The organism is Ruegeria sp. E5 (assembly GCF_056534105.1).
The window spans coordinates 222,500-247,037 of record NZ_JBQFPA010000004.1; the positions used below are offsets into that span (position 1 = coordinate 222,500).

Sequence of the window (24,538 nt, forward strand, 5' to 3'; positions counted from 1 at the left end):
ATGCGGATCGTCGTGCAGGAGGCCCCGTTCGATCTGGGGGCCGAAGCCAACGCTTTTGCCGCCGGGGACGATGCCAACGGGGCCATCGTGACCTTCACGGGCGTTGTGCGCGATCTGGCTTCGGGCGATCTGGATGTGATGGAGATCGAGCACTATCCTGGCATGACCGAACGCGCCCTAACCAAGATCGCGGAAGAGGCGCAAGCCCGTTGGTCACTGGGCAACGTTCTGGTGATCCACCGCCACGGAAGGCTTGCGCCGGGTGACCGGATCATGATGGTCGCAACCGCCGCACCGCACCGCAAAGATGCGTTTGAGGCGGCGGAATATCTGATGGATTACCTTAAGTCTCGCGCGCCATTCTGGAAGAAGGAAATCACCACGTCCGGAGCAGAATGGGTGGCTGCCAAGGACGAGGATGAAGACGCGCTGACCCGCTGGTAGGGTGCCTAGTCTGCGTTGTTGATCCGCCCGCGCATCTCTTCGGCTTCCTGCCGCGCCGCGCGCAGCCCTTCCATTGCGGCATTCAACTCGGCTTCGGTTTGAGTCAGCTGGTTGGTCAGCTCTGCCTCGCGCTGCTGAAGATATGTGATTGCCTGATCGCGTGTTTCTTCGGCCTCGTGCAGTTCCTGACTCATGCGGTCAAGATCGGCCACGTCGCTTTGGCGAACACGGGACAGCCGATGGGCCAGCCAGTTGGCGAACCAACCCATGCAGAAAGCTGCGAACAGGATGATGGCTGTGGCGATGATGAATTCTGTTCTGTTCAACTTACTGGTCCTCTGAGCCTGCATCCGGTGCGTCGGTTTCAGGTGTCTCGATTTCGGCCTCAGATTCGGCCTCGGCTTCCATCGCCTCAAGCCCGGTCAGGGTGTTGGCCACGGGTTCAGGACGGATCAGGCGAAACTCGATGCGGCGGTTCTCTTCGCGGCCTTCTTCGGTTTCGTTATCGGCGATGGGCTGCGTCTCGCCATACCCGACCGCAGAAAAGCTTGAGGTCGGCACGCGCCGTCCGCGCAATTCGTTCAGGATCGACTGTGCGCGCGACTGGCTGAGCTGCTGGTTCATCTCTTCACGGCCCTGACTGTCGGTATGGCCCTGAATCTCCAACCGGATGGGGCCACATTCGCGCAGGATGTCAGCGATCTGGTTCAGGGCATCGCGCGAGTCGGCGGCTACTGTGGCTGAACCCGGTTCGAACGCAATCTTTCTGGCGGCCTGTACCTCTGCCAGCTGCTCTTCGCAGACCTCAGGGTCGGGCGGCGCGTCGGCGGGTGCGGGCGGCTCCTGATAGGTGATTGACAGGGTGTAATCCTGCGCCTCGCCCAGCTTGTCCGACAGCATGCCGGCGATCCGGGCCTTGGCGTCGGGATCATGGCTGATGCCCGACAGCGCTACATTGTCCGGCGTAACGGTCAGGGCGCCATTGTGCAGTTGCGACAGTGCCTCCAGCCCGGCCAAGACGCGTATGGGCCAATCCGCGGGCAGGTCCGGTGCAATCCGGGTGGCTGTGTGCACCTGCAATGATCCAAAGGCGGCACGTGCAAAGCTGTCGGTCATTTCACGCAGCGTTTCGTCACTCAGACGGCCACGCAGTTGAACCAAACCCTCAGGGCTACGTGTTGCGACGAATTCAATAGGCCCAGTCGGGTCATCCGGTTCGGGTTCGGGAAGAATTGCATGCAAGGCGAAGACCTCGGGCAGCGTATTTTCGAGCTCTCCCACGATGCGGTCGAACTCCAAAGGGTTAGTCCCTTGTGTGGCAACTAGAGTGATATCTGCATCCGACAGAGTAACTGAACCCTGACCAAGTTCGGATAGCGCACGAATGCTGAGCTGCGCTGCATTCGCCCAACGCGGAGACGGTACGCCTAGCCCAATGGTGCAGGAATAGGGGCCGGTTAATCCGGCCTCTTGTGCTGCAGCGACGATGATGTCGCGCGCAACTTCATCCTGGGCCGAGCACGCATCAAACTGCCCGCCATCCTCATCTATCAGATAGCGCAGCGTGAATGGTGTGATTACCGGGCGAGGTGCCGAAATCGAAAGGCCGATTCGCAGACCTGGTGGCGCGGCGCGGCTCAGGTCTTGTTCCAGCTGGTCTTTCTCTTGCTGGCTATCGGCAATGGCCGTGATACGCACCAACCCTGGGCTGGCAGATATCTTGGCCCGTGGCAAATCCGAGAGCGCTTCGATCGCATAGTCGATTGCCTGATCCCAACCGTCTGGCTTGGGATAGTCGGCACTTTCCATCAGGTCCGAAACTGACGCGTCCCGATCAAGGCGTTGCAGCCTGTCTACCAGATCATCGCGATCCAGAGCCGCAGGTACTAGCCCGATAATCGAAATTCCACTGTCATTGCGCAAGATCTCGGTAGAAAAGCGGGGCGGTGTCAGATCGGCGGTGGGAGCAACCTCCATCTCGTCAATGACGCGCGAGGTGTCGACCTCGGTGCCCGCAGCGATCAGGGCGTTGAATCGGGTCGCCTCAGTCGGGGCCGTGCCGGTCAGAACGACACGCAGGCCGTCGGATTCGACTTCGGCCCAATCATGCCCCTGCAAGTTCAAGGCCTTTCGCACGGCCAGTTCCGAGGCGTCTTCGATCTTGCTGACCGCAAATCCAGCGACCACCAGCGATAGAACGGCGGACACCGCGAAAATCAACGCAACAGCTAGGGCGTAAGGCAGACGCATGGGCGAAATCGAGACTCCTCGGGCGGTTGGTTCCGGGACTCATACAGAGCGCAGCACAGAGGTGCAATCAGAGGAAAAGGGCGACGCAGAGGAAGATCAGCGGAATCAAGCCGGTGTCACGATTGGCCCGGAAAAGCTGCAGCAATTTGGCGTTGTCCTCCGTGTCCAGCCCCCGCAATTGCCAGGCCAGATGCCACCCCATCGCCCAGGGCCCGCCAAGGGCGACCGCCAAAGCAAGAACCGATGTCCCGGGCAAAGCCGCGTCGATAATTGCAAAGGCCATTAGACTGACGGTTCCAATCAGAAAATACTTGAGCCAACGGGCGGTATCGGTGCCAAACAGCCGTGCGGTGGACTTGATGCCGATCAGCTCGTCATCCTCGGCATCCTGATGGGCGTAGATCGTGTCGTAGAACAAAGTCCAGGCGATTCCTGACAGATAAAGCATGATCGCAGGCCAGCCCACGGTGCCGGTATGTGCAGCCCAGGCCAGCAATGCGCCCCAGTTGAAGGCCAGCCCCAGAAAAATCTGCGGCCACCAGGTAAATCGTTTTGCATAGGGATAGATGGTAACAGGCAGCAAAGACAAAACTCCCATCGCAATCGCGGCCCGGTTGAAGGTCAGAAGGATGGCCAGGGCCAACAGACATTGCAGCACCATCCAGAATACCGCCTGACGGACACTCACCTGACCCGAGGGAATCGGGCGCGACCTTGTGCGTTCGACCTTCCCGTCAAACTCTCGATCGGTGATGTCATTCCACGTACAGCCCGCGCCGCGCATCAAAAACGCGCCGATCGCACACCCAACGGCGATCCAAAGATCCCCCCACCGTGGAGTGCCGTCGCTCAGGATGGCCAGCGCCAGACCCCACCAGCAGGGGATCAGCAGCAACCATGTGCCGATAGGTCGGTCCGCGCGGCTGAGCCGCAGGTAAGGGCGGGTGAAGGCAGGCGCGTGAGTGTCGACCCAGTTGCCGGTAACGGCATCGGCGACCTGACCGTCTGGTGTTGGGGCATTGCCTTGCATATGTAGGGTCTCATGAATGCGAAGATCAGACTGTATGTAGAGCACCCTTTGGGTCCGGGGCAATCGGTTCCTTTGACGCGTGAGCAGGCGCACTACCTGTTCGGCGTCATGCGCCTGTCGGTTGGGGGCCGGGTCGCCCTGTTCAATGGCAGCGATGGCGAGTGGCAGGCAGAGGTAGCAGAAGCGGGCAAACGAGGCGGAATCCTGTCGTGCGTGGAGCAATCGAAACCTCTGCAATTACCGCCCGATCTGTGGCTTCTCTTTGCACCGATCAAGAAGGCGCGGACCGATTTCATCGTTGAAAAAGCAGCTGAAATGGGGGCCGCGCGGATCATACCGGTGCAGACCGAATTCACCAACTCCGAGCGCATTCGGCAGGATCGCTTGCAGGCCCACGCAATTGAGGCGGCCGAACAATGTGGCGGCACTTTTGTGCCTGAGGTCGCTGACCTCCAGCGATTGGATCGTATCCTGGGCGCGTGGCCCGATGATCGCCAATTGATGTTCTGTGACGAGGCTGAAGCCGGCTCGGCCCTGCGCATGGCAGAGAATGAGAAAGGCAAGCCGTGGGCGATCCTGATCGGCCCCGAGGGCGGGTTTTCCGAGCCCGAACGCAAACGGTTGGCGGAGCTACCATTTACCCATGTGGTCAGCCTCGGCCCACGCATCCTGCGCGCCGATACAGCAGCCGTTGCGGCGATGACAATGTGGCAGCAAGCGTTGGGAGATTGGACGTGACGTGGCAATTGGCGCAGGAAACGGACCTGTCCAGGATCGACTCGTTTTTGTCCCAACATATCCAAACATCGATGTTCCCTTTGGCCAATCTACGGGATTTTGGCCTGTGCGGTACGCATCCCCGGTCGTTGAATGCATGGACACTTGGCAGCCCGTTGCGTGCGGTCTTCGCCATAACAAATGAAGGCATGATCCTGCTGCAATGTCCCGACTGTTCGGATACCGAACTTGCCGCAGCGATTGACCTTATTCGAGGCCGGGCCCTGTTCGGCATCGCGGCTGAGGCAACGCAAGCTCGTCGGATAATGCGGTTGGCAGGTTGGGAAGGGCGACCCGCGACCCTGAACAGCGATGAGCCGGGGTTTTCCCTGGCGCTGGATCGACTTCAAATACCGGATTTCAGTGGGGCAGATCTCATGCCGCTTACTGATGTAGACCGTTCGGTCCTTGAAGACTGGCGAGAAAGCTACCTCATCGAAGCCATGGATTTTGATCCTTTGCGCGCACAGACGCAGGCTGGGAAGGACATCAAGACCTATATCGAGCGGGATTCGCATCGAGTTTTGCTGCAGAATGGCCTACCGGTCAGCATGACCGGCTTCAACGCTCGCTTGCCTGAAGTGGTGCAGATCGGCGGTGTCTACACGCCACCCGATTTACGAGGGCGGGGCTATGCGCGTTTGGCTGTTGCCCTGCATCTGGTTGAGGCGCGCGACGCGGGAGTTTCCAGGGCTGTCCTCTTTGCGGCTTCCGATGCGGCAGCGCGTGCCTATATATCCATTGGGTTCCAGCCTGCGGGTCAATACTCGCTGATCCTGTTCAAAAACCCGGAGGACGTGGCATGAGTTTCTTTCGACCCGAAGCCAAACTGACCCTGTGGCGCTGGCGCGAAGTGCTGGTAGCAGGGTTTGTTCTGATCCTCGGCCTCAGCTGGATCAGCGGCCCCGGCGGATTGCTGGCGTGGTTGGGGTGGCTGCTGATCGTCGTCTCGATGGCACTGGCGGTGATCGGAGTGCAACGCGCGCGCTTTCGCAATGGTGCGGGCGGGCCGGGCGTGGTGACTATTGATGAAGGCCAGATCACCTATCTGGGCCCGCTCGACGGCGGCATCGTTGCAGCCCGCGAAATCGAGCGGTTGGCGTTGGATCCGACCTCGCAACCTGCGCATTGGGTTTTGGATCAGCCGGGGCAGCCGACCCTTCACATTCCGGTGAACGCCGAAGGGGCCGAGGCACTGTTTGATGTGTTCTCAGCACTTCCGGGGCTGAAAACCGAGCAAATGCTGTCGGAACTCAACGGTCGAGCGGCACATCCGGTGGTGATCTGGGAGCGTACGCCGTCACGGCCTGCGCACCTTAGGCTGCATTGACACTGGCGCGGTTTGCGCTCAGGACTGACCGCCAAGATAGACACATCAGGATCGGAGCACGGGTCACATGTCCATCCCCCAGTCCGGCGGCGGACCGATCGAACGCCATGAGCAACTGGCCGAATATCTGGAATTGGGCTGCAAGCCCAAGGAAGATTGGCGCATCGGAACCGAGCATGAGAAGTTCGGCTATTGCAAAGACACTCTGAAACCTCTGCCGTTTGAAGGCAAACGGTCGATTGTGGCCGTGCTGGAAGGTCTGCGAGACCGCCATGGCTGGGCTGAAGTGCGTGAAGCTGGACATTTAATCGGGCTTGAGAAGGACGGCGCGAACGTCAGCCTGGAACCAGGCGGTGCGTTGGAACTGTCCGGCGCTCCGCTCGAGACAATTCATGAAACGTGTGATGAGGTGAACACTCACCTGCGTGAAGTGAAAGATATCGCCGATGAGATCGGTGTAGGCTTTATTGGTCTGGGCGCAGCCCCGATCTGGACCCATGAAGAGATGCCGTTGATGCCCAAAGGCCGTTACCGGCTGATGAACGATTATATGGAGAAAGTCGGCACCATGGGCCGTGCCATGATGCGGCGCACCTGCACGGTTCAGGTCAATATCGACTTCGGGTCCGAGGCCGACATGGTGCAGAAGCTGCGCGTCGCGCTGGCCCTTCAGCCGGTCGCGACGGCGCTGTTTGCGAACTCTCCGTTTTTCGAGGGCAAGGTGAACGGCCAGAAAAGCTGGCGCAGTTATATCTGGCGGCATCTGGACGATGCACGGACGGGCATGCTGCCCTTTGTGTTCGAAGAAGGCTTCGGGTTCGAACGCTATGTACAATATGCGCTCGATGTACCGATGTATTTCGTCTATCGCGACGGCCAGTATATCAACGCGCTGGGCATGTCGTTCCGCGACTTCCTGCAGGGCAAACTGCCTGCACTGCCCGGTGAGACGCCGACTCTGTCCGATTGGGCCGATCACCTGACCACGGCATTTCCCGAAGCGCGGATCAAGAAATTCATGGAGATGCGCGGCGCCGATGGTGGCCCATGGCGCAGGCTCTGTGCGCTGCCTGCATTCTGGGTTGGTCTGACCTATGACCAAACCGCGCTGGATTCCGCTTGGGATCTGGTCAAAGGCTGGGATGCCGAGACGCGCGAAGCGCTGCGGGTCGAGGCTGCCAAGGATGGTCTGCAAGCGCAGGTTGGCAACATCAATATGCATGATTTGGCGCGCGAAGTGGTCTCGATCGCAGAGGCCGGACTTGCATCCCGCGCGCGCCCCGGTGCGGGTGGTCTGGTGCAGGACGAGACGCATTTCTTGAACGCGCTCAAGGACAGCATCGATACGGGCAAGGTGCCCGCAGATGAGTTGCTGGATCACTACAATGGCGACTGGAATGGCGATCTGACCCGGATTTATCCCGAATACAGCTATTGATCCCCTCCGTCCCGCTTGCATTCGTGGGACGGGGCCGATAGCAGGTTGGCGACCAAATTCAGAGGGCGTCATGGACGATCTTAAGGCAAAATATCTGGGCCAAATCGCCGAAGCTGGCGATGAAAACGCGCTTGAGGCGATCCGCGTCGCCGCCGTCGGCAAAAAAGGCGAGGTCGCGCTGAAGATGCGCGAGCTGGGCAAGATGACCCCCGAGGAACGTCAGGTCGCAGGCCCCGCGCTGAACGCCCTGAAGGATGAGATCAACTCGGCGCTTTCTGCCAAAAAGGCCGCGCTTGCCGACGCCGCGCTGGATGAGCGTCTGCGCACCGAGTGGCTCGACGTTACACTACCGACCCGGGCACGTCGTCAGGGCTCGATCCACCCGGTCAGCCAGGCGACCGAGGAACTGACCGCGATCTTTGCCGAACTGGGTTTCTCGGTGGCCGAAGGGCCGCGGATCGAAACCGACTGGCACAACTTTGACGCTCTGAACATCCCCGGCCACCACCCCGCGCGCGCCGAGATGGACACGTTCTACATGCACCGCGCCGAGGGCGACAATCGCCCGCCGCATGTGCTGCGCACCCATACCTCGCCGGTCCAGATCCGCTCGATGGAACTGCAGGGCGCGCCGATCCGCGTGATCTGTCCGGGCGGTGTCTACCGCGCCGACTATGACCAGACTCACACGCCGATGTTCCATCAGGTCGAAGGGCTTGCCATCGACAAGGACATCTCGATGGCGAACCTGAAATGGGTTCTGGAAGAGTTCGTGAAAGCGTTCTTCGAGGTCGACGACGTCGAGCTGCGCTTCCGCGCCTCGCACTTCCCCTTCACCGAGCCGTCGGCCGAGGTCGATATCCGCTGTTCCTGGGATAACGGCCAGCTGAAGATCGGCGAGGGCGACGACTGGATGGAGATTCTGGGTTCCGGCATGGTCCACCCCAAGGTGATCGCCGCCGGTGGGATCGACCCCGAGGTCTATCAGGGCTTTGCATTTGGCATCGGCATCGACCGTCTTGCGATGCTGAAATACGGCATTCCGGATTTGCGGGCATTCTTTGATAGCGATCTGCGGTGGCTTAGGCACTACGGGTTTGCGGCGCTGGATATGCCGAACCTGCATGGTGGTTTGTCGCGGTAAGTGTATCCGCTGGGCGTATATCTTTCGCGCTACATTGACTGGTGGCATCGCCGTGTGGCGAATGCTCCTTTTCTTTGGTTGATAGGTATCCTCTTAACCACGATATGCATACAGGCTCTAACGGTGAAGTTATTGGAGTCTGCTGTCCTTTGGATTTGGCCTCTATTAGTGGTTATTGCTGTCCCGGGTTTTTTTGGGCAGCGATGAACACTCTTTCAGAAAGGACAGATCGAAGGAAAGAGGCGGAAGACCGACAAGCGATGGCAAAAAAGTTCATTGATCAATACGCTAAAGAGAAATCAAAATAGCTATTACTCTTTGTGCGAGCGTCTTTTCAGCGCAATTTAGCACAAGCGCTTAGGTATTGCGCGGGGCAAAGGCCGATAGCGCGGCTTTGTAATTTGATCCGTTGTAGGGTGGGGTTTCACCCCACCGTGAGGCGGTTGGTGGGGTGAAACCCCACCCTACACCAATATGTTATGTGACAGTGCGGCAGACGTCGCTAGGCTCCGGCTTATGATCTATCGAATGTTTTTTCTTCTGCTGACCGCGACTCCCGCCTTTGCGATGGGGCCGTGGAAATCTGACTGCCACGGCGATTCCGCCTGTGAGATCGGCGACCGTTCTTACCATGTGCTGGAACCTGATGGTTGGGATGGCGAAACGCCTCTGCCAGTGCTGTTGCATTTCCACGGCTGGGCGCGGCAGGGCGATGTGGTGGTGAACCATGAACGCATCGCCGGGGCGACGAAGCTGCGCGATGTGTTGTTGGTGGCTCCGAACGGGCTGCGCAAAAGCTGGAACTTCTGGACCGCCGATACCGCAGACGTGCCGTTCGCTGATCGGGTGTTGGAGGATGTGGCCAAACACTATCCCATTGATCCTGAACGCATCTATGTCTCGGGTTATTCCTACGGCGGCGCGATGGCGTGGCGCTTTGTCTGCCAGTCGGGAAATGACATCGCCGCGCTGCTGGCCGTTGCGGGATCAATCCGCCAGACCGAGGACTGCCCGGAAGCCCCACGCGAGGTGCGTCATGTGCACGGGCTGGACGATACGGTGATGGATTTTCCCTTTGGGCCGGACGGTGACGCGACCTATCCAGTGGCTCTGTGGAAGGCGAAGTTCAACTGCAACGGCGCGACCCCTCGTGGAGATTGGAGTGTGAAGCCCTTCCTGACGCTCAGCCGATTGGAGTGGACCGATTGCGCGCAAGGGCAGGTGACACTGGACACCCATCCCGGCGGGCACTTTATTCCCCACGGCTGGATCGGCTGGCAGCTGGACGAGCTTTTGGGTCGCACCCCCACCTATCCGTGAGCCGCAGCGCTTGCACCTTGGCGCAATCTTTGCCATTGCCTGTGCCGACTGAATGTTTGCCGAAAAAGGCCCGCTGCAATGAAATTCACTCTGTCCTGGCTGAAAGACCACCTCGATACGGATGCGTCGGTTGATGAGATCGCCGAAGCACTGACCGATCTCGGGCTTGAGGTCGAAGAGATCGTCAACCCGGCGGACCGTCTGGCGGGCTTTACGCTGGGCCATGTGAAACATGCCGAGAAGCACCCGGACGCCGATAAGCTGCGCGTTTGCACGGTTGAAACCGACGAGGGCGATCTGCAGATCATTTGTGGCGCGCCCAATGCGCGCGAAGGCATCACCGTGGTGGTTTGTAAACCGGGTATGTATATTCCCGGCCTGGATATCACCATCAGCGTCGGCAAGATCCGTGGCGTCGAGAGCTATGGCATGATGGCATCCGAGCGCGAGCTTGAGCTGTCGGATGAACATGACGGGATTATCGAGCTGCCCTCGGGTGAGGTCGGCGACAAGTTTGTCGATTGGTTGGCAGAGAACGATCCGTCAAAGGTTGATCCGATGATCGAGATCGCGATCACGCCGAACCGCCCGGATGCGCTGGGTGTTGCGGGTATTGCGCGTGATTTGGCCGCGCGGGGGTTGGGCACGCTGAAAGTGCGCGATTACACTCCGGTGCCGGGTGATTTCGAAAGCCCGATCAAAGTGTCGATCGACGAGGATACGCTGGACGGCGCGCCGCATTTCACCGGGCGTCTGATCCGTGGCGTAAAGAACGGCCCGAGCCCTCAGTGGCTGCAGGATCAACTGAAAGCGATTGGTCTGCGTCCGATCTCGGCTCTGGTGGATATCACCAATTATATGACCTTCGACCACAACCGTCCGCTGCACGTGTTCGACGCGGACAAGGTGCAGGGCAATTTGCGGGTGCATCGCGCCAAGGGTGGTGAAAAGCTGGTCGCGCTTGATGAAAAAGAATACTCCCTTCAGCCTGGCATGATGGTGATTTCGGACGACAAAGGCCCGGAATCTATCGCGGGTATCATGGGCGGTGAGGAAACCGGTTGTACCGAGGAGACTGTGAACGTCTTCCTTGAAAGCGCGTTCTGGGATCATGTACAGATCGCCCTCACAGGTCGGGCGCTGAAGATAAACTCGGACGCGCGGTATCGATTCGAGCGCGGCGTCGACCCGGAATACACGCGCGAAGGGTTGGAGCATGCGACGCAGATGATCTTGGATATCTGCGGCGGTGAAGCCTCGAATGTGGTCGAGGCGGGCAAAGCGCCGAACCACGCGCGGGCCTACAAACTGGACGCGGCGCGCGTGCAGTCCTTGGTCGGGATGGAGATTCCGGAAAGCGAGCAGCGGCAGACACTGACCCGTTTGGGCTTTCGTCTGGATGGCGAGATGGCGCATGTGCCCAGCTGGCGACCCGATATCATGGGGGAGGCCGATCTGGTGGAAGAGGTTGCGCGGATCGCTTCTCTGACCAAGTTGCAGGGTATTCCGCTGCCGCGTACGACGGCGGGTATCCCCAAACCGGTCATGACAGCCACGCAGCGTCGCCAGTCGATGGCGCGCCGGACCTGTGCAGCGCTGGGGTATAATGAATGTGTGTCTTACACCTTCATCGATCAGGCCTCGGCGGCGCTGTTCGGCGGCGGTGACGCAGCAACCATGTTGGAAAACCCGATCTCGTCCGAGATGAGCCATATGCGCCCTGATCTGCTGCCTGGTCTGCTGCAAGCGGCGGCGCGCAATCAGGCGCGGGGTTATGCCGATCTGGCCTTGTTCGAGGTCGGGCCGGTGTTCCATGATGGTGAGCCGGGGGATCAGCAGACGCAGATCACCGGCCTGTTGGTTGGGCGCAACGGCCCCAAGGATGTGCACGGTGCGTCCCGCCCGGTGGACTTGTTCGACGCGAAGGCCGACGCTGAGGCGGTGCTGGCCGCTATTGGCGCGCCTGCCAAGGTACAGGTTTTGCGCGACGGCGATGCCTGGTGGCACCCGGGCCGACATGGAAAAATCTGTCTGGGTCCGAAAAAGGTACTGGGCGTCTTTGGCGAATTGCATCCGCGCGTGTTGCAGGCGATGGACATCAAGGGCCCGGCGATGGCGTTCACCATTTGGCCGGATCAGGTGCCGATGCCACGTAAATCCGGTGCGACCCGTTCTGCCTTGGAATTGCGCGACTTGCAGGCGGTCGAGCGCGATTTCGCCTTTGTTGTAAATGCGGATATCGAAGCTCTGACGTTGGTCAATGCGGCTGCAGGTGCTGATAAGGCTCTGATCGAGGACGTGCGCGTCTTTGACGAATTCATTGGCGGTAGCGTCGGCGAGGGCAAGAAGTCTCTGGCCATTACCGTAAGGCTCCAGCCGTCGGACGCGACCCTGAAGGAAAAGGATATCGAGGCGGTCAGCACCAAGATTGTCGAAAAAGTGATGAAAGCCACTGGCGGCGTCTTGCGGGGATGAGTTGGTTTTCGCCTCCGGCGGGAGTATTTTTGAAATGATAAAGGGGCCATTGCGCCCCTTTTTCACGGGAGGAGAGAAAAATGCTGAAGGTCTATTTGTCCGGTGAGATTCACACGGATTGGCGCGAGCAGATCATTGCGGGCGCCGATGGGTTGGATGTTGAGTTCAGTAGCCCGGTCACCGATCACGGTGCTTCGGACGATTGCGGTGTCACGATCTTGGGGGCCGAGCCGAACAAGTACTGGCACGATCACAAGGGTGCCATGGTCAACGCGATCCGGACCCGCAAGGGCATATCAGACGCGGATGTTGTGGTTGTACGCTTTGGGGACAAATACAAGCAGTGGAACGCGGCATTTGACGCGGGCTATGCGGCAGCACTGGGCAAGTCGATCATTGTTCTGCACGGGGCTGATCATCAGCACGCGCTGAAAGAAGTAGATGCAGCAGCACTCGCCGTCGCTGAAGAACCCGCGCAAGTTGTTGAGATCTTGCGCTACGTTCTAACAGGCGCGCTGCCTGGGTAACCCGATGGCCCGTGGCGGCGGATTTGGATCCCGCCGCACAGGCCTTGTGTATCAATCCCGTGAGGGGATGTTCAGTCCTCTTTGCACTGCGGGTCGATCCAGGAACCTATCCAGATAGCGCGTAACGTTGCCATAGCTTTCCCAGCCTATGACATCCTTGACGCTGTAATAATCTAAACCGCGCAGCCACGGCGCGATTGCGATATCGGCGATCGAGAATTCTCCGGCGATCCAGTCTTCGCCGTCCAGTTGCCGGTCGAGAACGTTCAGCAGGCGTTTGGCCTCGGACACGTAGCGTTCGCGCGGGCGAGGGTCTTCGATTTCAGCCCCTGCGAATTTGTGGAAATACCCAAGCTGGCCAAACATTGGTCCGATACCGCCCATCTGGAACATAACCCATTGGGTGACCCGGTGCTTGTCGCCTTTGTTCTGACCCAGCAGCTTACCGCTCTTTTCAGCGAGGTACAGAAGGATTGCACCGCTTTCGAACAAAGCCAACGGAGCATCGTCGGGCCCGTTGGGATCAATGATCGCCGGGATCTTGTTGTTCGGGTTCAGCGAAAGAAACTCCGGGCTTTTGACATCTGCATCGGCCAGTGTGACACGATGTGCCTCATAAGGCAGGCCGGTTTCTTCCAGCATGATCGACGCCTTTACCCCGTTGGGTGTGGGGAAGGAATAAAGCTGAATCCGCTCGGGGAACTGTGGGGACCATTTATTCATGATCGGGAATTGGATTGTGTCCAGCATGATGGGCTCCTTTTATCGCGCGTGTTGCAGTCAATCTGGTAATTTGTGGCGCTTTTGTAAGGTCCAATTCTGTGCGTGATCGGTCAGTCGATGTTTGCTGGGGAACAGCAGGGGGGAAAACTCGGAAATCCTGCACCTAGACCTGCGCGCAAAATTAGCCCAGACTTTTCAGCGATCCCGCGCCAAAAGGCGCGGGTTTGCTGTTGGCGCAAAGGAGAAGCGTGTGGAAGATGTCGTAACACAGGTGGGCGCATTTGGTCCGCTGATCATGAGCGCGATCAAAGCGTTGATCGTTCTGGTATTGGGTTGGATCGTTGCCGGAGCCATTAGCGGTCTGGTGCGGCGGCGGATCAACGCCACGCCACATATCGACCCGACTTTGGGGAATTTCGTTGCGAGCCTCGTGAAATGGGTGCTGCTGGCGATTGTCTTTGTCGCCGTTCTGGGCATTTTCGGAATCGAGGCGACCAGCATCGTGGCCATACTGGGTGCCGCATCCCTGGCCATCGGTTTGGCGCTGCAGGGAACACTCAGCGATCTGGCCGCGGGCGTGATGCTGGTGGTGTTCCGGCCCTATAAGCTGGGCCAATATGTCGATATTGGTGGCACAGCGGGTACTGTGAAAGACCTGAACCTGTTCACGACCGAGCTGGTGACGCCGGACAACGTGCAGATCATCGTGCCAAACGGTCAGGCTTGGGGTTCGGTGATCACCAACTATTCCGCCCATGACACCCGCCGGGTCGATCTGGTGTTTGGCATCGACTACGGCGATAGCGCGGATGAGGCTATGAACATCATCCTGGATGTGGCCAAAGCTGACGATCGTATCATGGCTGATCCTGAGCCCTGGGTGCGGGTGACAAATCTTGGGGATAGTTCGGTTGATCTGACCGCGCGCCTGTGGTGTGCCGCGGCTGACTATTGGGATGTGAAGTTTGAACTTACCAAAGCGATCAAAGAAGCGTTTGACGCCAAAGGCGTATCCATCCCGTATCCGCATTCTGTGGAGATTCACAAAGAGGCGTAAGCCTCCCGCCCGTCGATCGGGCATTGAAATGCCATCCTCTGGTTGGGCCGGGCACCGCGCTAAGGCGCGGTGCTTTTTTGCGCGAACCTTGGTCCAGAAAAAAACAGCGCCGCGCTATTGGCGCGGCGCTGGGCCCAAGTCTGTAAAGCGTCCTTTGGAAAAGGACGCTTTCAGAGGCGGGAGCGCTCTTAGTTCAACAGAGTTGTTGGATCGACAGAGGCGATGTTGAGGGCGGTGCCCACCGCTTCGTAAGTCAGCTTGCCGGCGTGGACGTTCAAACCTGCCAGCAGGTGTGCGTCGTCCTTACAGGCCTGCTTCCAGCCCTTGCTTGCCAGCGACAACATGAACGGCATGGTTGCGTTGCCCAGTGCGATGGTCGAAGTCCGGGCAACCGCACCGGGCATGTTGGCGACGCAGTAGTGCATGATGCCGTCAACTTCGTAAACCGGATCGGCGTGGGTGGTGGCTTTCGAGGTTTCAAAACAGCCGCCCTGATCGATCGCAACGTCTACCAGAGCCGCGCCGGGCTTCATGGTCGACAGCTGTTCGCGCGAGATCAGTTTGGGAGCAGCTGCGCCCGGGATCAGGACCGCACCGATGACCAGGTCGGCATCCTGGATCAGCTCGGCTGTCGCACCAGCGGTTGAATACTGGTTCTTGAAGGTTCCGCCGAACACATCGTCCAGATAGCGGAGACGCGGCAGCGAACGGTCCAGTACGGTCACATCCGCGCCCATGCCTGCGGCAATCTTCGCTGCGTGGGTGCCTACGACGCCTCCGCCGATGACGATCACTTTGGCAGGGCCTACACCCGGTACACCACCCATCAGAACGCCGCGGCCACCGTTGGCCTTTTGCAGAGTCCAGGACCCAACTTGCGGAGCCAAGCGGCCAGCAACCTCGGACATCGGCGCCAGCAGCGGCAGGCCGCCATTGGAGTCAGTCACGGTCTCATAGGCAATCGCGGTGCAGCCGGATTCCAGCAGATCGTGGGTCTGGTCTGGATCGGGTGCCAGGTGCAGATAGGTGAACAGCAACTGACCTTCGCGCAGCATTTTACGCTCGACCGCCTGAGGTTCCTTGACCTTGACGATCATATCAGCCGTGGCGAACACTTCTTCTGCAGTGTCGACGATGCGGGCACCTGCCGCTACATAAGCGTCGTTATCAAAGCCCGAGCCCATCCCGGCACCGGTTTCGATAATGACTTCGTGACCGCGGGCCACAGCTTCGCCAGCAGCGTTCGGGGTCATCCCGACGCGGAATTCCTGAGGTTTGATTTCCTTGGGGCAGCCGATTTTCATGTGAGACTCCATTCATAAACTGCCTAAATTATGGGCATATATTGGCGCAATTTTTGTGAAACCCCACTTGCCAAACACACAATCTGCGAGAAAATATTCAGCATATAGACAACTTGACGCAATGGATGTGCGCAAATGACGATTGACGCAACAGATAGGAAGATTCTGGCTGCCCTGCAGCGCAAAGGGCGGATGTCAAATTCGGAATTGTCCGAACAGGCGAATCTATCCCCTTCGGCCTGCCACCGGCGCGTGCAGCGACTTGAGGCCGAGGGTTATATCAAGGACTACGTCGCCCTGTTGGATGCACGGAAGTTGAACGTTCCAACCACTGTGTTTGTCGAGATCACGTTGCAGGGTCAGGCGGAAGAAGTGCTGGAGGCGTTCGAAAAAGCCGTAGCACGGATTCCGGATGTGCTGGAATGCCATTTGATGGCGGGCACGGCGGACTACATTCTAAAGGTCGTCGCAGAAAATACCGAGGATTTTGCTCGCATTCATCGGCAATACCTGTCGCGCTTGCCTGGGGTGGCGCAGATGCAAAGCTCATTTGCTTTGCGCACGGTGTTCAAAACCACGGCTTTGCCTGTCTGAAACCAACTATTGGGGGTTAGCCTTGCGTCAATTCTGCCGCTTGTATCTGTCGTGCGGTCGGGCCAAAATCCATGTTTCCGACCTTATGTACGACCTCGGCACTTTGCGCTGACACTCCGTGGTTACACTGGCCGTGTACGGTCCGAACCCGATGAACGATAAGGAGCAGACCTTGGCTTACGAAAACAACAGCACGCCGAAAGATTGGCTGGAAGCTGAACTGGAAGACACGCTGGACGAAGATTTCGAGATCGAATTCAGCGAACCCATGCTTTCGATGGAAGTGCGCAAGATTTACAAGGACCAGCATCCTGACATGCTGGATCGCAAGGTCTATTTTCGTAACCTTTTGCGGCTGCAGGCTGAACTTATCAAAGTTCAGGATTGGGTGGTCCATACAGGGGCCAAGGTCTGTATTCTATTTGAAGGGCGCGACAGTGCCGGGAAAGGGGGCGTGATCAAGCGGATCACGCAGCGCTTGAACCCTCGTGTAGCGCGTGTGGTCGCCTTGCCTGCACCCAGCCGACGCGAACAAAGCCAGTGGTATTTTCAGCGCTACGTGCCCCATTTGCCTGCGGCCGGTGAGATCGTGTTCTTCGATCGGTCCTGGTACAACCGCGCTGGTGTTGAACGCGTGATGGGATTTGCCAACGAGGATCAGGTCGAACAGTTCTTTCAGGACGTTCCCGAATTCGAACGGATGCTGGTGCGGTCGGGGATTATCCTGCTGAAATACTGGTTCTCGATTACAGACGAAGAACAGCAATTGCGATTCCTGATGCGTATTCACGATCCGATGAAGCAGTGGAAACTGTCACCGATGGATCTGGAATCCCGCATCCGGTGGGAGGCATACACCAAGGCCAAAGAGGATATGTTCTTTCGCACCAACATATCTGAGGCGCCTTGGTATATCGTTGAAGGCAACGACAAGAAACGCGAACGGCTCAATTGTATCGAGCACCTGCTGACCAAGATCCCCTATGAGGATGTGCCGCAGGAAAAGGTCAATCTGCCGGATCGGCGCTATAACCCCGAATACGAACGGCGCATTTTGCCGGATGAGTTACACGTGCCTAAGATATATTGATTTGGCAGGAAAGTGGTGCGGGAAAAGGATCCCCGCACCTGAACGGTTTGATTAACCCCAATCAAATCCGCAGTTCGTTTCGAAAACAAACACGCCGCACATGTCGTCATTCATGTCTTCGACTGTGGCTTCGACGGTTTCGATCATGTCGTCAGCGAAATCGGTGTCGAACACCAGATCGAAATCATCCATCTCCGGGGTCGTGTCAGCCTGCTGCACCGGAGACCATTCGAACTGGTCAAATTGGGCTTGCAGCGCGTTAACAAACGCTTCGATCCCGGCAAGGAAGGCCTGAACGTCAAAGCAGTCCGCGCCCGGTGCAGCATTGTCAACGACAACTTCAGGTGTTTCTGGCTCGGGTTCTTCGACCTCGGTGACGTCGGTCTCCGGAGTTTCGGGTTCCTCGACCTCGACGACGTCAGTATCCGGCACATCGGGTTCCGGGTCTTCAACTTCAGTCACATCGGTATCAGGCGTTTCCGGCTCTTCAGTTTCGGTCACGTCTGTTTCCGGAGTCTCCTCAACCGGGTCCTCGGTCTCGGTAACCTCAGTTTCTGGCGTTTCGTCTGCCGGTTGCTCGGTTTCCGTCACATCGGTGTCGGGTGTTTCGTCCGATGGTTCTTCGGTTTCGGTGACGTCTTTCTCCGGGGTCTCCTCTGCCGGTTCTCCGGCATCGGGAACTTCCGCTACCGGTGTTTCGTCAACTGGTTCCTCAGTCTCGGTCACATCGGTTTCCGGCACTTCTGGTTCAGTCGGGGTGGTAACCTCTTCCTCTTCTGGCTCAACAACTTCTTCAACCGGAGGCGTCACCGGCGGGGTGGTGCCGCCGTTATCAAGATCGACATCGCCCTGAGTCGCCGCAAAGTTCTGCGTCACCATGACAGCGTCGTACCCCTGCATGTCGCCTTCTTCGATCCCGATGCCGATATATTTGAAATCGGGGTTCAGAATGTTGGCGCGGTGACCGGGGCTATTCATCAGGTTCTGGTGCAACTGGGCGACATCATCGCTGATACCGGGTGCGCCACGCTCGGATTGCCAGGCGATGTTTTCTCCGGTGCGCCAGCTCCCGGACAGGTCGAACCCTGCGGCTTGCATCCGTTGGGTCGCGGATGAACCACCCTGACCGGTGTGGCTGAACCGGTCGGTGTCCAGCATCCAGCTGCTGTGGTCCTCGGAAGATTCGTTCAGGTTGCGTTCAAGTTCCAGGGGATCAAGACCGCGGGATGTGCGCTCTTGGTTGATCAGCGCGAGCATTTCGCGCTCGACCGTACTTGCTGTCGACATCAGTGCCTCCGTTTTTGGTTATGTCTGAGTGGACGGCCTCACTTACAGACGATCAAAGAACGCTGAATAGGGCGGGTACGGCGATGGGCGTTTTTCGGCGGCGGAATGCAACCGAACGGCGATTCGCTGCGCTGTAAAATGCCGACTGCGGCGATTGCATCAAAATCGGCAGGTTGCCGCGAGGGTAAAGCCGGGATTTGGCGGGATCATCCGCCCTAAAAACGACAAACCCCCGGGCAGGGCCTCGGGGGTCGTCAAATAGTGTCATCCAAAGCTGGACGAGTCGCAGGAAGCTCTTAGAGCAAACCTTCGCGCTGTGCTTTCTTACGTGCCAGTTTACGGGCACGGCGGATCGCTTCAGCTTTCTCGCGCGCTTTTTTCTCGGACGGTTTCTCGAAATGTTGCTTCAGCTTCATTTCACGGAACACGCCTTCGCGCTGCAGCTTTTTCTTCAGGGCACGAAGCGCCTGATCGACGTTATTGTCGCGAACACTAACCTGCATGTGGTTGTCACCACCTTTCTAGATAGAGTTGCAAGGATTTGCAGGAAGTGGCCATATAGCAAAGCACGCCTAACTTGTCTAGTACTGGACCCGCAGCCTCGGAGACCCGACATGACAGCAACCTATGAAGACACCAAAGAGCAGCTTCTCGATGCGATTCTGAACCATGTGCCGTTCGACGGCTGGTCGGAAACAAGCTTTCGTGCGGCCATCAGCGATTGCGATCTGGAGCCCGCGCTGGCCCGAGCGATCTGTCCGCGTGGTGCCGTCGATCTGGCACTGTCCTTTCATGCGCGCGGGGATGCCGCGATGTTGGAGCGGTTGAAATCCGAAGACCTGAGCGGGCTGAAATTCCGTGAAAAGATCGCCGCCGCCGTCCGTTTCCGCCTGCAGGCGGTCGAAGACAAAGAAGCAGTGCGCCGAGGTATGACTTTGTTCGCGTTGCCGATCCATGCCGCGGATGGGGCCAAGGCGGTCTGGGGCACCTGTGACCAGATCTGGACAGCGCTTGGCGATACTTCGGACGACGTGAACTGGTACACCAAACGTGCCACTCTGTCGGGCGTCTATTCTTCGACACTGTTGTATTGGCTGGGTGATGACAGCCCGGATTATCAGGCGACATGGGAATTCCTGGATCGGCGGATCGAGGGCGTAATGCAGTTTGAAAAGTTCAAGGCGCAGGTGAATGGCAACCCGCTGCTGAAACCGTTTCTGGCCGTCCCCAACTGGCTTGCGGGTCAGGTGAAGGCTCCGACGAAGTTGCCCGACAACCTGCCCGGTTCGCTGTCATCGGGAAAATAGTCGCAGCGTTTCCACTTGCCGCTGGGCCTCTGCGTTTTCGCCTGCTAGGCATTGGGCAAAGGAGATATGCCCATGACCCAGACAATGCGCGCTGTCGAGATCACTGAAGCTGGTGGCCCGGACGTTCTGCAACTGACGGAACGCCCGATGCCGGAACCGGCAGAGGGTCAAGTGGTTCTGAAAGTCGCGTACGCCGGGGTGAACCGTCCTGATGCGCTGCAGCGGGCAGGGGCGTATGATCCACCTCCCGGTGCAAGCGATTTGCCGGGGCTAGAGGCCTCGGGCGAGGTCGTCGCCATCGGCTCGGGTGTCGAAGGTCTGGTTGTTGGCGATCAGGTTTGCGCCCTGTTGCCCGGCGGCGGTTATGCTGAATATGTCGCAACGCCCGCCGCTCATTGCCTGCCTGTGCCTGCGGGTATGGGTTTGAAGGAAGCTGCCTGCCTGCCCGAAACCTTCTTTACTGTTTGGTCCAATGTCTTCACCCGTGGCGGCTTGAAGCCGGGGGAGCGGTTTCTGGTCCATGGCGGTTCCAGCGGGATCGGCACGACGGCTATTCAGCTGGCCAATGCGTTTGGCGCCCGCGTCTTTGCAACCGCCGGGTCGGCTGAGAAATGTGAGGCTTGTATCAAGCTAGGTGCCGAAAAGGCGATCAACTATCGCGACGAAGATTTCGTGGCTGCGATGCGCGCCGAGGGCGGGGCGAACCTGATTCTGGACATGGTCGGTGGTGATTATATCCCGCGCAACATCAAGGCTTTGGCGGAAGACGGGCGGCTGGTTCAGATCGCTTTCCTGCAAGGTCCGGTGGTCGAACAGAACTTTGCGCTGATGATGGTGAAACGCCTCACCCTGACTGGCAGCACCTTGCGCCCACAAAGCGATTTGGCCAAGGCGCGCATCGCGCAGGACTTGCGTGAAGCCGTGTGGCCATTGCTTGAGGCCGGGAAGGTCGCACCGGTGATGGATTCAGAATTCGATCTTTCTGATGCCGCCGCTGCACATTCGCGGATGGAAGCATCGGGCCACATTGGCAAGATCGTTCTGAAGGTCTCTGGTTAAGCTGCTGCCATGTAGTCAGGCGACCCCCCGGCGATACAGGTGCCATGTGGCGTGGCCTAGAACGGGCATGACGACGATCAGCCCCAGCAACATCGGGATCGCGCCCAGTACCAACATCGCGGCCACGATGGCCCCCCAGGTTAAGATCACACCCGGGTTCTGACGCAAGACCCGGACCGAGGTTACGACGGCCACGGGAACGCCCACTTTGCGATCCAGCAACAGCGGAAAGCTGACCACGCTTAGCGCCAATGCGACCAGTGCAAACAGGAAACCGGTGGCGGTGCCGATGATGATCATGCTCCAGCCTGCTCCGGTGGTGAACACTTCTGTCACGAATGCCATGGCCGAGGCCGGAGGTTCTGGCCCTAGGGTTTGCGCGTAGATGCCTTGCGCGACCATCAGCCAGATCATCAATAGCATGACCAGATAGAAGCCCAATGCCAGTATGGCTCCGAAGGAAGGCGAACGGAATACGCCGAACGCGTCCAGCCAATGAACGTCTCCGCCCTGTTCCCTCTTGCGACTGATCTCATAAAGCCCGACGGCGGCGACCGGCCCGATCAGGGCAAAACCCATGACAAGCGGGGCCAGCAGGGGCACCATGTCTTTGTTGAGCCCAATACCGAACATCAGCAGACCTGCGATTGGATAGATCAGAACGACAAAGATCGCATCGGCCCGGGTTTCGAGAAAATCGTTATATCCAGCTTTCAGGCATTCGCGCAGATCCTGCAGGGTCAGCGTATGCACCGTCGGCAGAGCCTGAACATCCGCGCTGCCGATCTCGGTCACGGATTCAGTGACATGATCGCTGGTTGCCCGCAGATTTCGGGCGACCCAGGTGATTGGGTTACCGATTGTCTTGTCCATGTTCATCCCCTTTTCTGGCGTGGGTGCGCCGCGGGATGCATCCGGCGTGGCAATTCGCGTGACCGGATCAGCCGGCAACGTCTGCCCAATTACAACGTCTCGTTGCATTATAGCACATATTGCGAAATTTTGCCCGATCACCCTTGCAGAGCCGGAAGGATTGCTCTGCCGCACAGGCGTGTTAGCTTTGTTTCCACAGGCAAGGGAGGCATTCATGCAGCAGACAGCACGCACAGTCGTCATACACGAATCCGGCGGCCCCGAGGTTCTTCGGATTGAGGATCGCCCGCTTGGCGATCCCGGCCCGGGTGAGGTGCGCATTCGCCATCATGCCTGCGGATTGAATTTCATCGATGTGTACCAGCGTACCGGCCTTTATCCGCTGGAGTTGCCTCATGCGTTGGGAATGGAAGCGGCCGGAGTCGTTGAGGCGGTAGGCGAAGGCGTTACGCATCTTGCCCCCGGCCAACGCGCGGCCTATGCCGCAGGCCCATCGGGAGCATATTCCGAAGCGCGCGTGATGCCTGCAGCACAGGTTTGTCCGCTGCCCGAGAGTATCTCGTTCCGCACCGCAGCGGCCATGATGCTAAAGGGCATGACGGTCGAATACTTGTTTCACCGAACAACGCCGCTGAGGCGCGGAGATACCGTGTTGTTCCACGCGGCTGCCGGAGGTGTGGGACTGATCGCCTGCCAATGGGCGAAATCCGAAGGCATCAAACTGATCGGGACAGCGGGAACGGATGAGAAATGCAGCCTGGCGCAATTCAATGGCGCGTCACATTGCATCAACTACCGGACCGAGAATTTTGTCGAGCGTGTCGCCGAGATCACCGGAGGCAAAGGGGTTGATGTGGTGATGGACTCCATTGGTGCGGACACGTTTGAGGGATCGCTAGATTGCCTGAAACCCTTGGGCATGATGATCTCATTCGGAAACGCTTCGGGGCCAGTGCCGCCTGTCGATCTGGGAATGCTTGCGCAGCGGGGATCTCTGAAGGTGACGCGGCCAACCTTGTTCACGCATATCTCGGATCACGCCACCTGTCAGGCGATGGCGCGACGCTTGTTTGGCAAAGTGGACGGGCGCGAGGTCAAGATCCATGTCGATCAGGAGTTTCCGTTGGATCAAGTTGCTGATGCGCATCGTGCTTTGGAAGCACGACAAACCACCGGCAGCACAGTCTTGGTGCCCTAGCGGCACGGGCCCGGCGCAAATAGCCGGGCCCTACTTTCTCATCAAAACCGATATGCTACACGCAGTTGAACTGTAGTTGCGTCAACATCGACGCCCGATGAGTTGAAGTCGTCGAACTCATGATACAGAATCTCGCCTCCAACGCTGATATTGGGGGCTACGATCTGCTCATAGCCTGCGCCGATGAACCAGCCATCGTCACTGCCCAGATTATCGGTATCCGCATCGGCATAACCGGCGGTGCCATAAAGCAGGCCCTGCGGGTTCACCTTGTAGCCCGCGCGCGCTTTGAGCCGCCAGACATTCTCGACCGTGGCAGCGCCGGAAAGGTCTACGTCGCTCCAGTCATAGTCGAAGCCACCTCCGACGACCCAATCGCCCAGATCGTAATCATATCCAAGGATGATACCGCCGATCGCACCATCGCCGTCGACGCCTGATACGTTTGTGTCGATGTCCGCATAACCAAACTGCGCACCGCCGTAGAATCCAGTCCAGTTGCCTGAGGATTGCGCCATGGCGGATCCCGCAGCCAATACGGCGACCGAGGTGATCAGTGCCAATCTTCCTGTCATCGTCTCATTCCTTTCGCTCGAAACCTGCTACCAATCAAATCTAATGGCAGCGTTATGATTGAATCTACGTTCCGGCCCTTAGGCCGGATCAGTGATGTTTTGACTGTCCCGAACAACTTTATTCTGGCCGGTGCCCCGGCGTGGGCCCACTCAGGTTGGGCTCTTTTCTCATATGCTAGATAGGGTGAAACATGATGCCTTCAAACGAAGATCGGCGGCAGATACGATCTGCCGCCGATGCACAAAGGTCTTGTCAGCGAATTATTGCTGTAGTTCAGCCGGGTCTTTGTCGGCGATGTCTTCCCAGTTCGCGCTGGCTTTCTCAACAAAGCCCGGAATGTCGCCTTCCCAACGCTCCTGAATGTCTTGTGACAGGTTCAGATACAGCTTGTTGTCGACGATTTTCCAGTAGTTCGGGTCACCATCGAACTTGAAGCCCATTGCGGTGCCAAATGCGCAGTAGCCGCCGTAAGCAGGCAGATAGGCCTCTGGGTTCGCCTCAAAAGCGGCTTTGTTCTCTTCCGATGCAAAACGGTACAGGGCGTCGTTGTGCAGCGTGGTGATTTTGTAATCACCCTTGGTTGCTTCGCCAACGGTGAAATAGGCAACCGGGTCATAGCCCTGCATTGCCAATCCGGTCGAGCTTGCGTTGATTTCGACGCCAGCCGCCATTGCTGAGCTTGCGATCGCAACAGACAGCGCGACTCCGCTGATGATGGATTTGAACGTGTTCATG

At 58.4% G+C, this 24,538-nt stretch carries 25 protein-coding genes; 15 read left to right on the forward strand and 10 right to left on the reverse strand.

Going from position 1 to position 24,538, the window contains the following annotated elements; translation table 11 throughout:
- The gene (locus tag ACR0BI_RS15915) at nt 1–444 is read left to right on the forward strand and encodes a molybdopterin synthase catalytic subunit (protein WP_170408409.1); all 444 of its coding nucleotides are present in this window, start codon (nt 1–3) and stop codon (nt 442–444) included.
- 5 nt (nt 445–449) lie between these two features.
- Here ACR0BI_RS15915 and ACR0BI_RS15920 read toward each other — a convergent pair whose 3' ends face one another.
- From ACR0BI_RS15920 to ubiA, 3 genes are all read right to left on the reverse strand, one after another.
- Entirely contained in the window at nt 450–770 is a 321-nt protein-coding gene (locus tag ACR0BI_RS15920) for a hypothetical protein (protein ID WP_170395619.1), read from the reverse strand.
- 1 nt (nt 771) lies between these two features.
- Entirely contained in the window at nt 772–2,694 is a 1,923-nt protein-coding gene (locus tag ACR0BI_RS15925; protein ID WP_170818560.1) for an OmpA family protein, read from the reverse strand.
- Between the two features lie 67 nt (nt 2,695–2,761).
- Nucleotides 2,762–3,724, reverse strand: a complete 963-nt coding sequence (gene ubiA, locus ACR0BI_RS15930) for a 4-hydroxybenzoate octaprenyltransferase (protein WP_170395623.1) — start codon at nt 3,722–3,724, stop codon at nt 2,762–2,764.
- Between the two features lie 12 nt (nt 3,725–3,736).
- Between ubiA and ACR0BI_RS15935 the strand changes: the two genes are divergently transcribed.
- The 8 genes from ACR0BI_RS15935 to ACR0BI_RS15970 all read left to right on the forward strand — a co-directional run bounded on the left by ACR0BI_RS15935 (nt 3,737) and on the right by ACR0BI_RS15970 (nt 12,735).
- On the forward strand, nt 3,737–4,462 hold the full coding sequence (locus tag ACR0BI_RS15935; protein ID WP_223117506.1) for a 16S rRNA (uracil(1498)-N(3))-methyltransferase: 726 nt from the start codon (nt 3,737–3,739) through the stop codon (nt 4,460–4,462).
- Nucleotides 4,459–5,307 (forward strand): GNAT family N-acetyltransferase, encoded by an 849-nt coding sequence (locus ACR0BI_RS15940; RefSeq protein ID WP_480562783.1) that lies wholly within the window; start codon nt 4,459–4,461, stop codon nt 5,305–5,307. Before ACR0BI_RS15935 ends, ACR0BI_RS15940 begins: the two co-directional genes overlap by 4 nt.
- A complete protein-coding gene (locus ACR0BI_RS15945; RefSeq protein WP_480562784.1) occupies nt 5,304–5,831 on the forward strand; it encodes a hypothetical protein in 528 nt (175 codons plus the stop codon). Before ACR0BI_RS15940 ends, ACR0BI_RS15945 begins: the two co-directional genes overlap by 4 nt.
- Nucleotides 5,832–5,898: 67 nt before the next feature.
- Nucleotides 5,899–7,269, forward strand: a complete 1,371-nt coding sequence (locus ACR0BI_RS15950; protein WP_480562785.1) for a glutamate--cysteine ligase — start codon at nt 5,899–5,901, stop codon at nt 7,267–7,269.
- A gap of 70 nt (nt 7,270–7,339) precedes the next feature.
- The gene (pheS, locus tag ACR0BI_RS15955; protein ID WP_010443591.1) at nt 7,340–8,413 is read left to right on the forward strand and encodes a phenylalanine--tRNA ligase subunit alpha; all 1,074 of its coding nucleotides are present in this window, start codon (nt 7,340–7,342) and stop codon (nt 8,411–8,413) included.
- Between the two features lie 516 nt (nt 8,414–8,929).
- A complete protein-coding gene (locus tag ACR0BI_RS15960; protein ID WP_170818565.1) occupies nt 8,930–9,733 on the forward strand; it encodes an alpha/beta hydrolase family protein in 804 nt (267 codons plus the stop codon).
- Nucleotides 9,734–9,811: 78 nt separating this feature from the next.
- A complete protein-coding gene (gene pheT, locus ACR0BI_RS15965; protein ID WP_480562786.1) occupies nt 9,812–12,208 on the forward strand; it encodes a phenylalanine--tRNA ligase subunit beta in 2,397 nt (798 codons plus the stop codon).
- 80 nt (nt 12,209–12,288) lie between these two features.
- A complete protein-coding gene (locus ACR0BI_RS15970) occupies nt 12,289–12,735 on the forward strand; it encodes a YtoQ family protein (protein ID WP_170423625.1) in 447 nt (148 codons plus the stop codon).
- A gap of 51 nt (nt 12,736–12,786) precedes the next feature.
- Here the strand turns inward: ACR0BI_RS15970 and ACR0BI_RS15975 are convergent, their stop codons facing one another.
- Nucleotides 12,787–13,485: a glutathione S-transferase family protein gene (locus ACR0BI_RS15975; protein WP_480562787.1), complete on the reverse strand. Its 699-nt coding sequence runs from the start codon at nt 13,483–13,485 to the stop codon at nt 12,787–12,789.
- A 223-nt stretch (nt 13,486–13,708) separates the two neighbouring features.
- Between ACR0BI_RS15975 and ACR0BI_RS15980 the strand changes: the two genes are divergently transcribed.
- On the forward strand, nt 13,709–14,515 hold the full coding sequence (locus ACR0BI_RS15980) for a mechanosensitive ion channel family protein (protein WP_170423629.1): 807 nt from the start codon (nt 13,709–13,711) through the stop codon (nt 14,513–14,515).
- Nucleotides 14,516–14,703: 188 nt separating this feature from the next.
- Here the strand turns inward: ACR0BI_RS15980 and ald are convergent, their stop codons facing one another.
- A complete protein-coding gene (gene ald / locus ACR0BI_RS15985; protein ID WP_170647155.1) occupies nt 14,704–15,819 on the reverse strand; it encodes an alanine dehydrogenase in 1,116 nt (371 codons plus the stop codon).
- 135 nt (nt 15,820–15,954) lie between these two features.
- Here ald and ACR0BI_RS15990 point away from each other — a divergent pair, with 135 nt between their 5' ends.
- Nucleotides 15,955–16,413, forward strand: coding sequence for an Lrp/AsnC family transcriptional regulator (locus tag ACR0BI_RS15990; RefSeq protein ID WP_170395646.1), 459 nt, complete (start codon nt 15,955–15,957; stop codon nt 16,411–16,413).
- A gap of 151 nt (nt 16,414–16,564) precedes the next feature.
- Nucleotides 16,565–17,503: a polyphosphate kinase 2 gene (ppk2, locus tag ACR0BI_RS15995; RefSeq protein ID WP_170395648.1), complete on the forward strand. Its 939-nt coding sequence runs from the start codon at nt 16,565–16,567 to the stop codon at nt 17,501–17,503.
- A gap of 51 nt (nt 17,504–17,554) precedes the next feature.
- Here ppk2 and ACR0BI_RS16000 read toward each other — a convergent pair whose 3' ends face one another.
- A complete protein-coding gene (locus tag ACR0BI_RS16000) occupies nt 17,555–18,790 on the reverse strand; it encodes a CAP domain-containing protein (protein ID WP_480562788.1) in 1,236 nt (411 codons plus the stop codon).
- Nucleotides 18,791–19,086: 296 nt separating this feature from the next.
- A complete protein-coding gene (rpsU, locus tag ACR0BI_RS16005) occupies nt 19,087–19,293 on the reverse strand; it encodes a 30S ribosomal protein S21 (protein ID WP_005614280.1) in 207 nt (68 codons plus the stop codon).
- A gap of 111 nt (nt 19,294–19,404) precedes the next feature.
- Between rpsU and ACR0BI_RS16010 the strand changes: the two genes are divergently transcribed.
- A complete protein-coding gene (locus ACR0BI_RS16010) occupies nt 19,405–20,097 on the forward strand; it encodes a COQ9 family protein (protein WP_480562789.1) in 693 nt (230 codons plus the stop codon).
- A gap of 72 nt (nt 20,098–20,169) precedes the next feature.
- Complete coding sequence (locus ACR0BI_RS16015; RefSeq protein WP_170736731.1) at nt 20,170–21,156, forward strand: NAD(P)H-quinone oxidoreductase; 987 nt, start codon at nt 20,170–20,172, stop codon at nt 21,154–21,156.
- A 15-nt stretch (nt 21,157–21,171) separates the two neighbouring features.
- On the opposite strand, the gene ACR0BI_RS16020 is transcribed toward ACR0BI_RS16015, so the two are convergent.
- Complete coding sequence (locus tag ACR0BI_RS16020; RefSeq protein WP_480562790.1) at nt 21,172–22,029, reverse strand: DUF2189 domain-containing protein; 858 nt, start codon at nt 22,027–22,029, stop codon at nt 21,172–21,174.
- Between the two features lie 214 nt (nt 22,030–22,243).
- On the opposite strand from ACR0BI_RS16020, the gene ACR0BI_RS16025 reads away from it, so the two are divergent.
- Complete coding sequence (locus ACR0BI_RS16025) at nt 22,244–23,227, forward strand: quinone oxidoreductase family protein (protein ID WP_170423639.1); 984 nt, start codon at nt 22,244–22,246, stop codon at nt 23,225–23,227.
- A gap of 41 nt (nt 23,228–23,268) precedes the next feature.
- Here ACR0BI_RS16025 and ACR0BI_RS16030 read toward each other — a convergent pair whose 3' ends face one another.
- Both ACR0BI_RS16030 and ACR0BI_RS16035 read right to left on the reverse strand, forming a co-directional pair.
- The gene (locus tag ACR0BI_RS16030; RefSeq protein ID WP_170395659.1) at nt 23,269–23,802 is read right to left on the reverse strand and encodes a porin family protein; all 534 of its coding nucleotides are present in this window, start codon (nt 23,800–23,802) and stop codon (nt 23,269–23,271) included.
- 261 nt (nt 23,803–24,063) lie between these two features.
- A complete protein-coding gene (locus tag ACR0BI_RS16035) occupies nt 24,064–24,537 on the reverse strand; it encodes a YHS domain-containing (seleno)protein (protein WP_170395661.1) in 474 nt (157 codons plus the stop codon).
- Nucleotide 24,538: the final 1 nt, after the last annotated feature.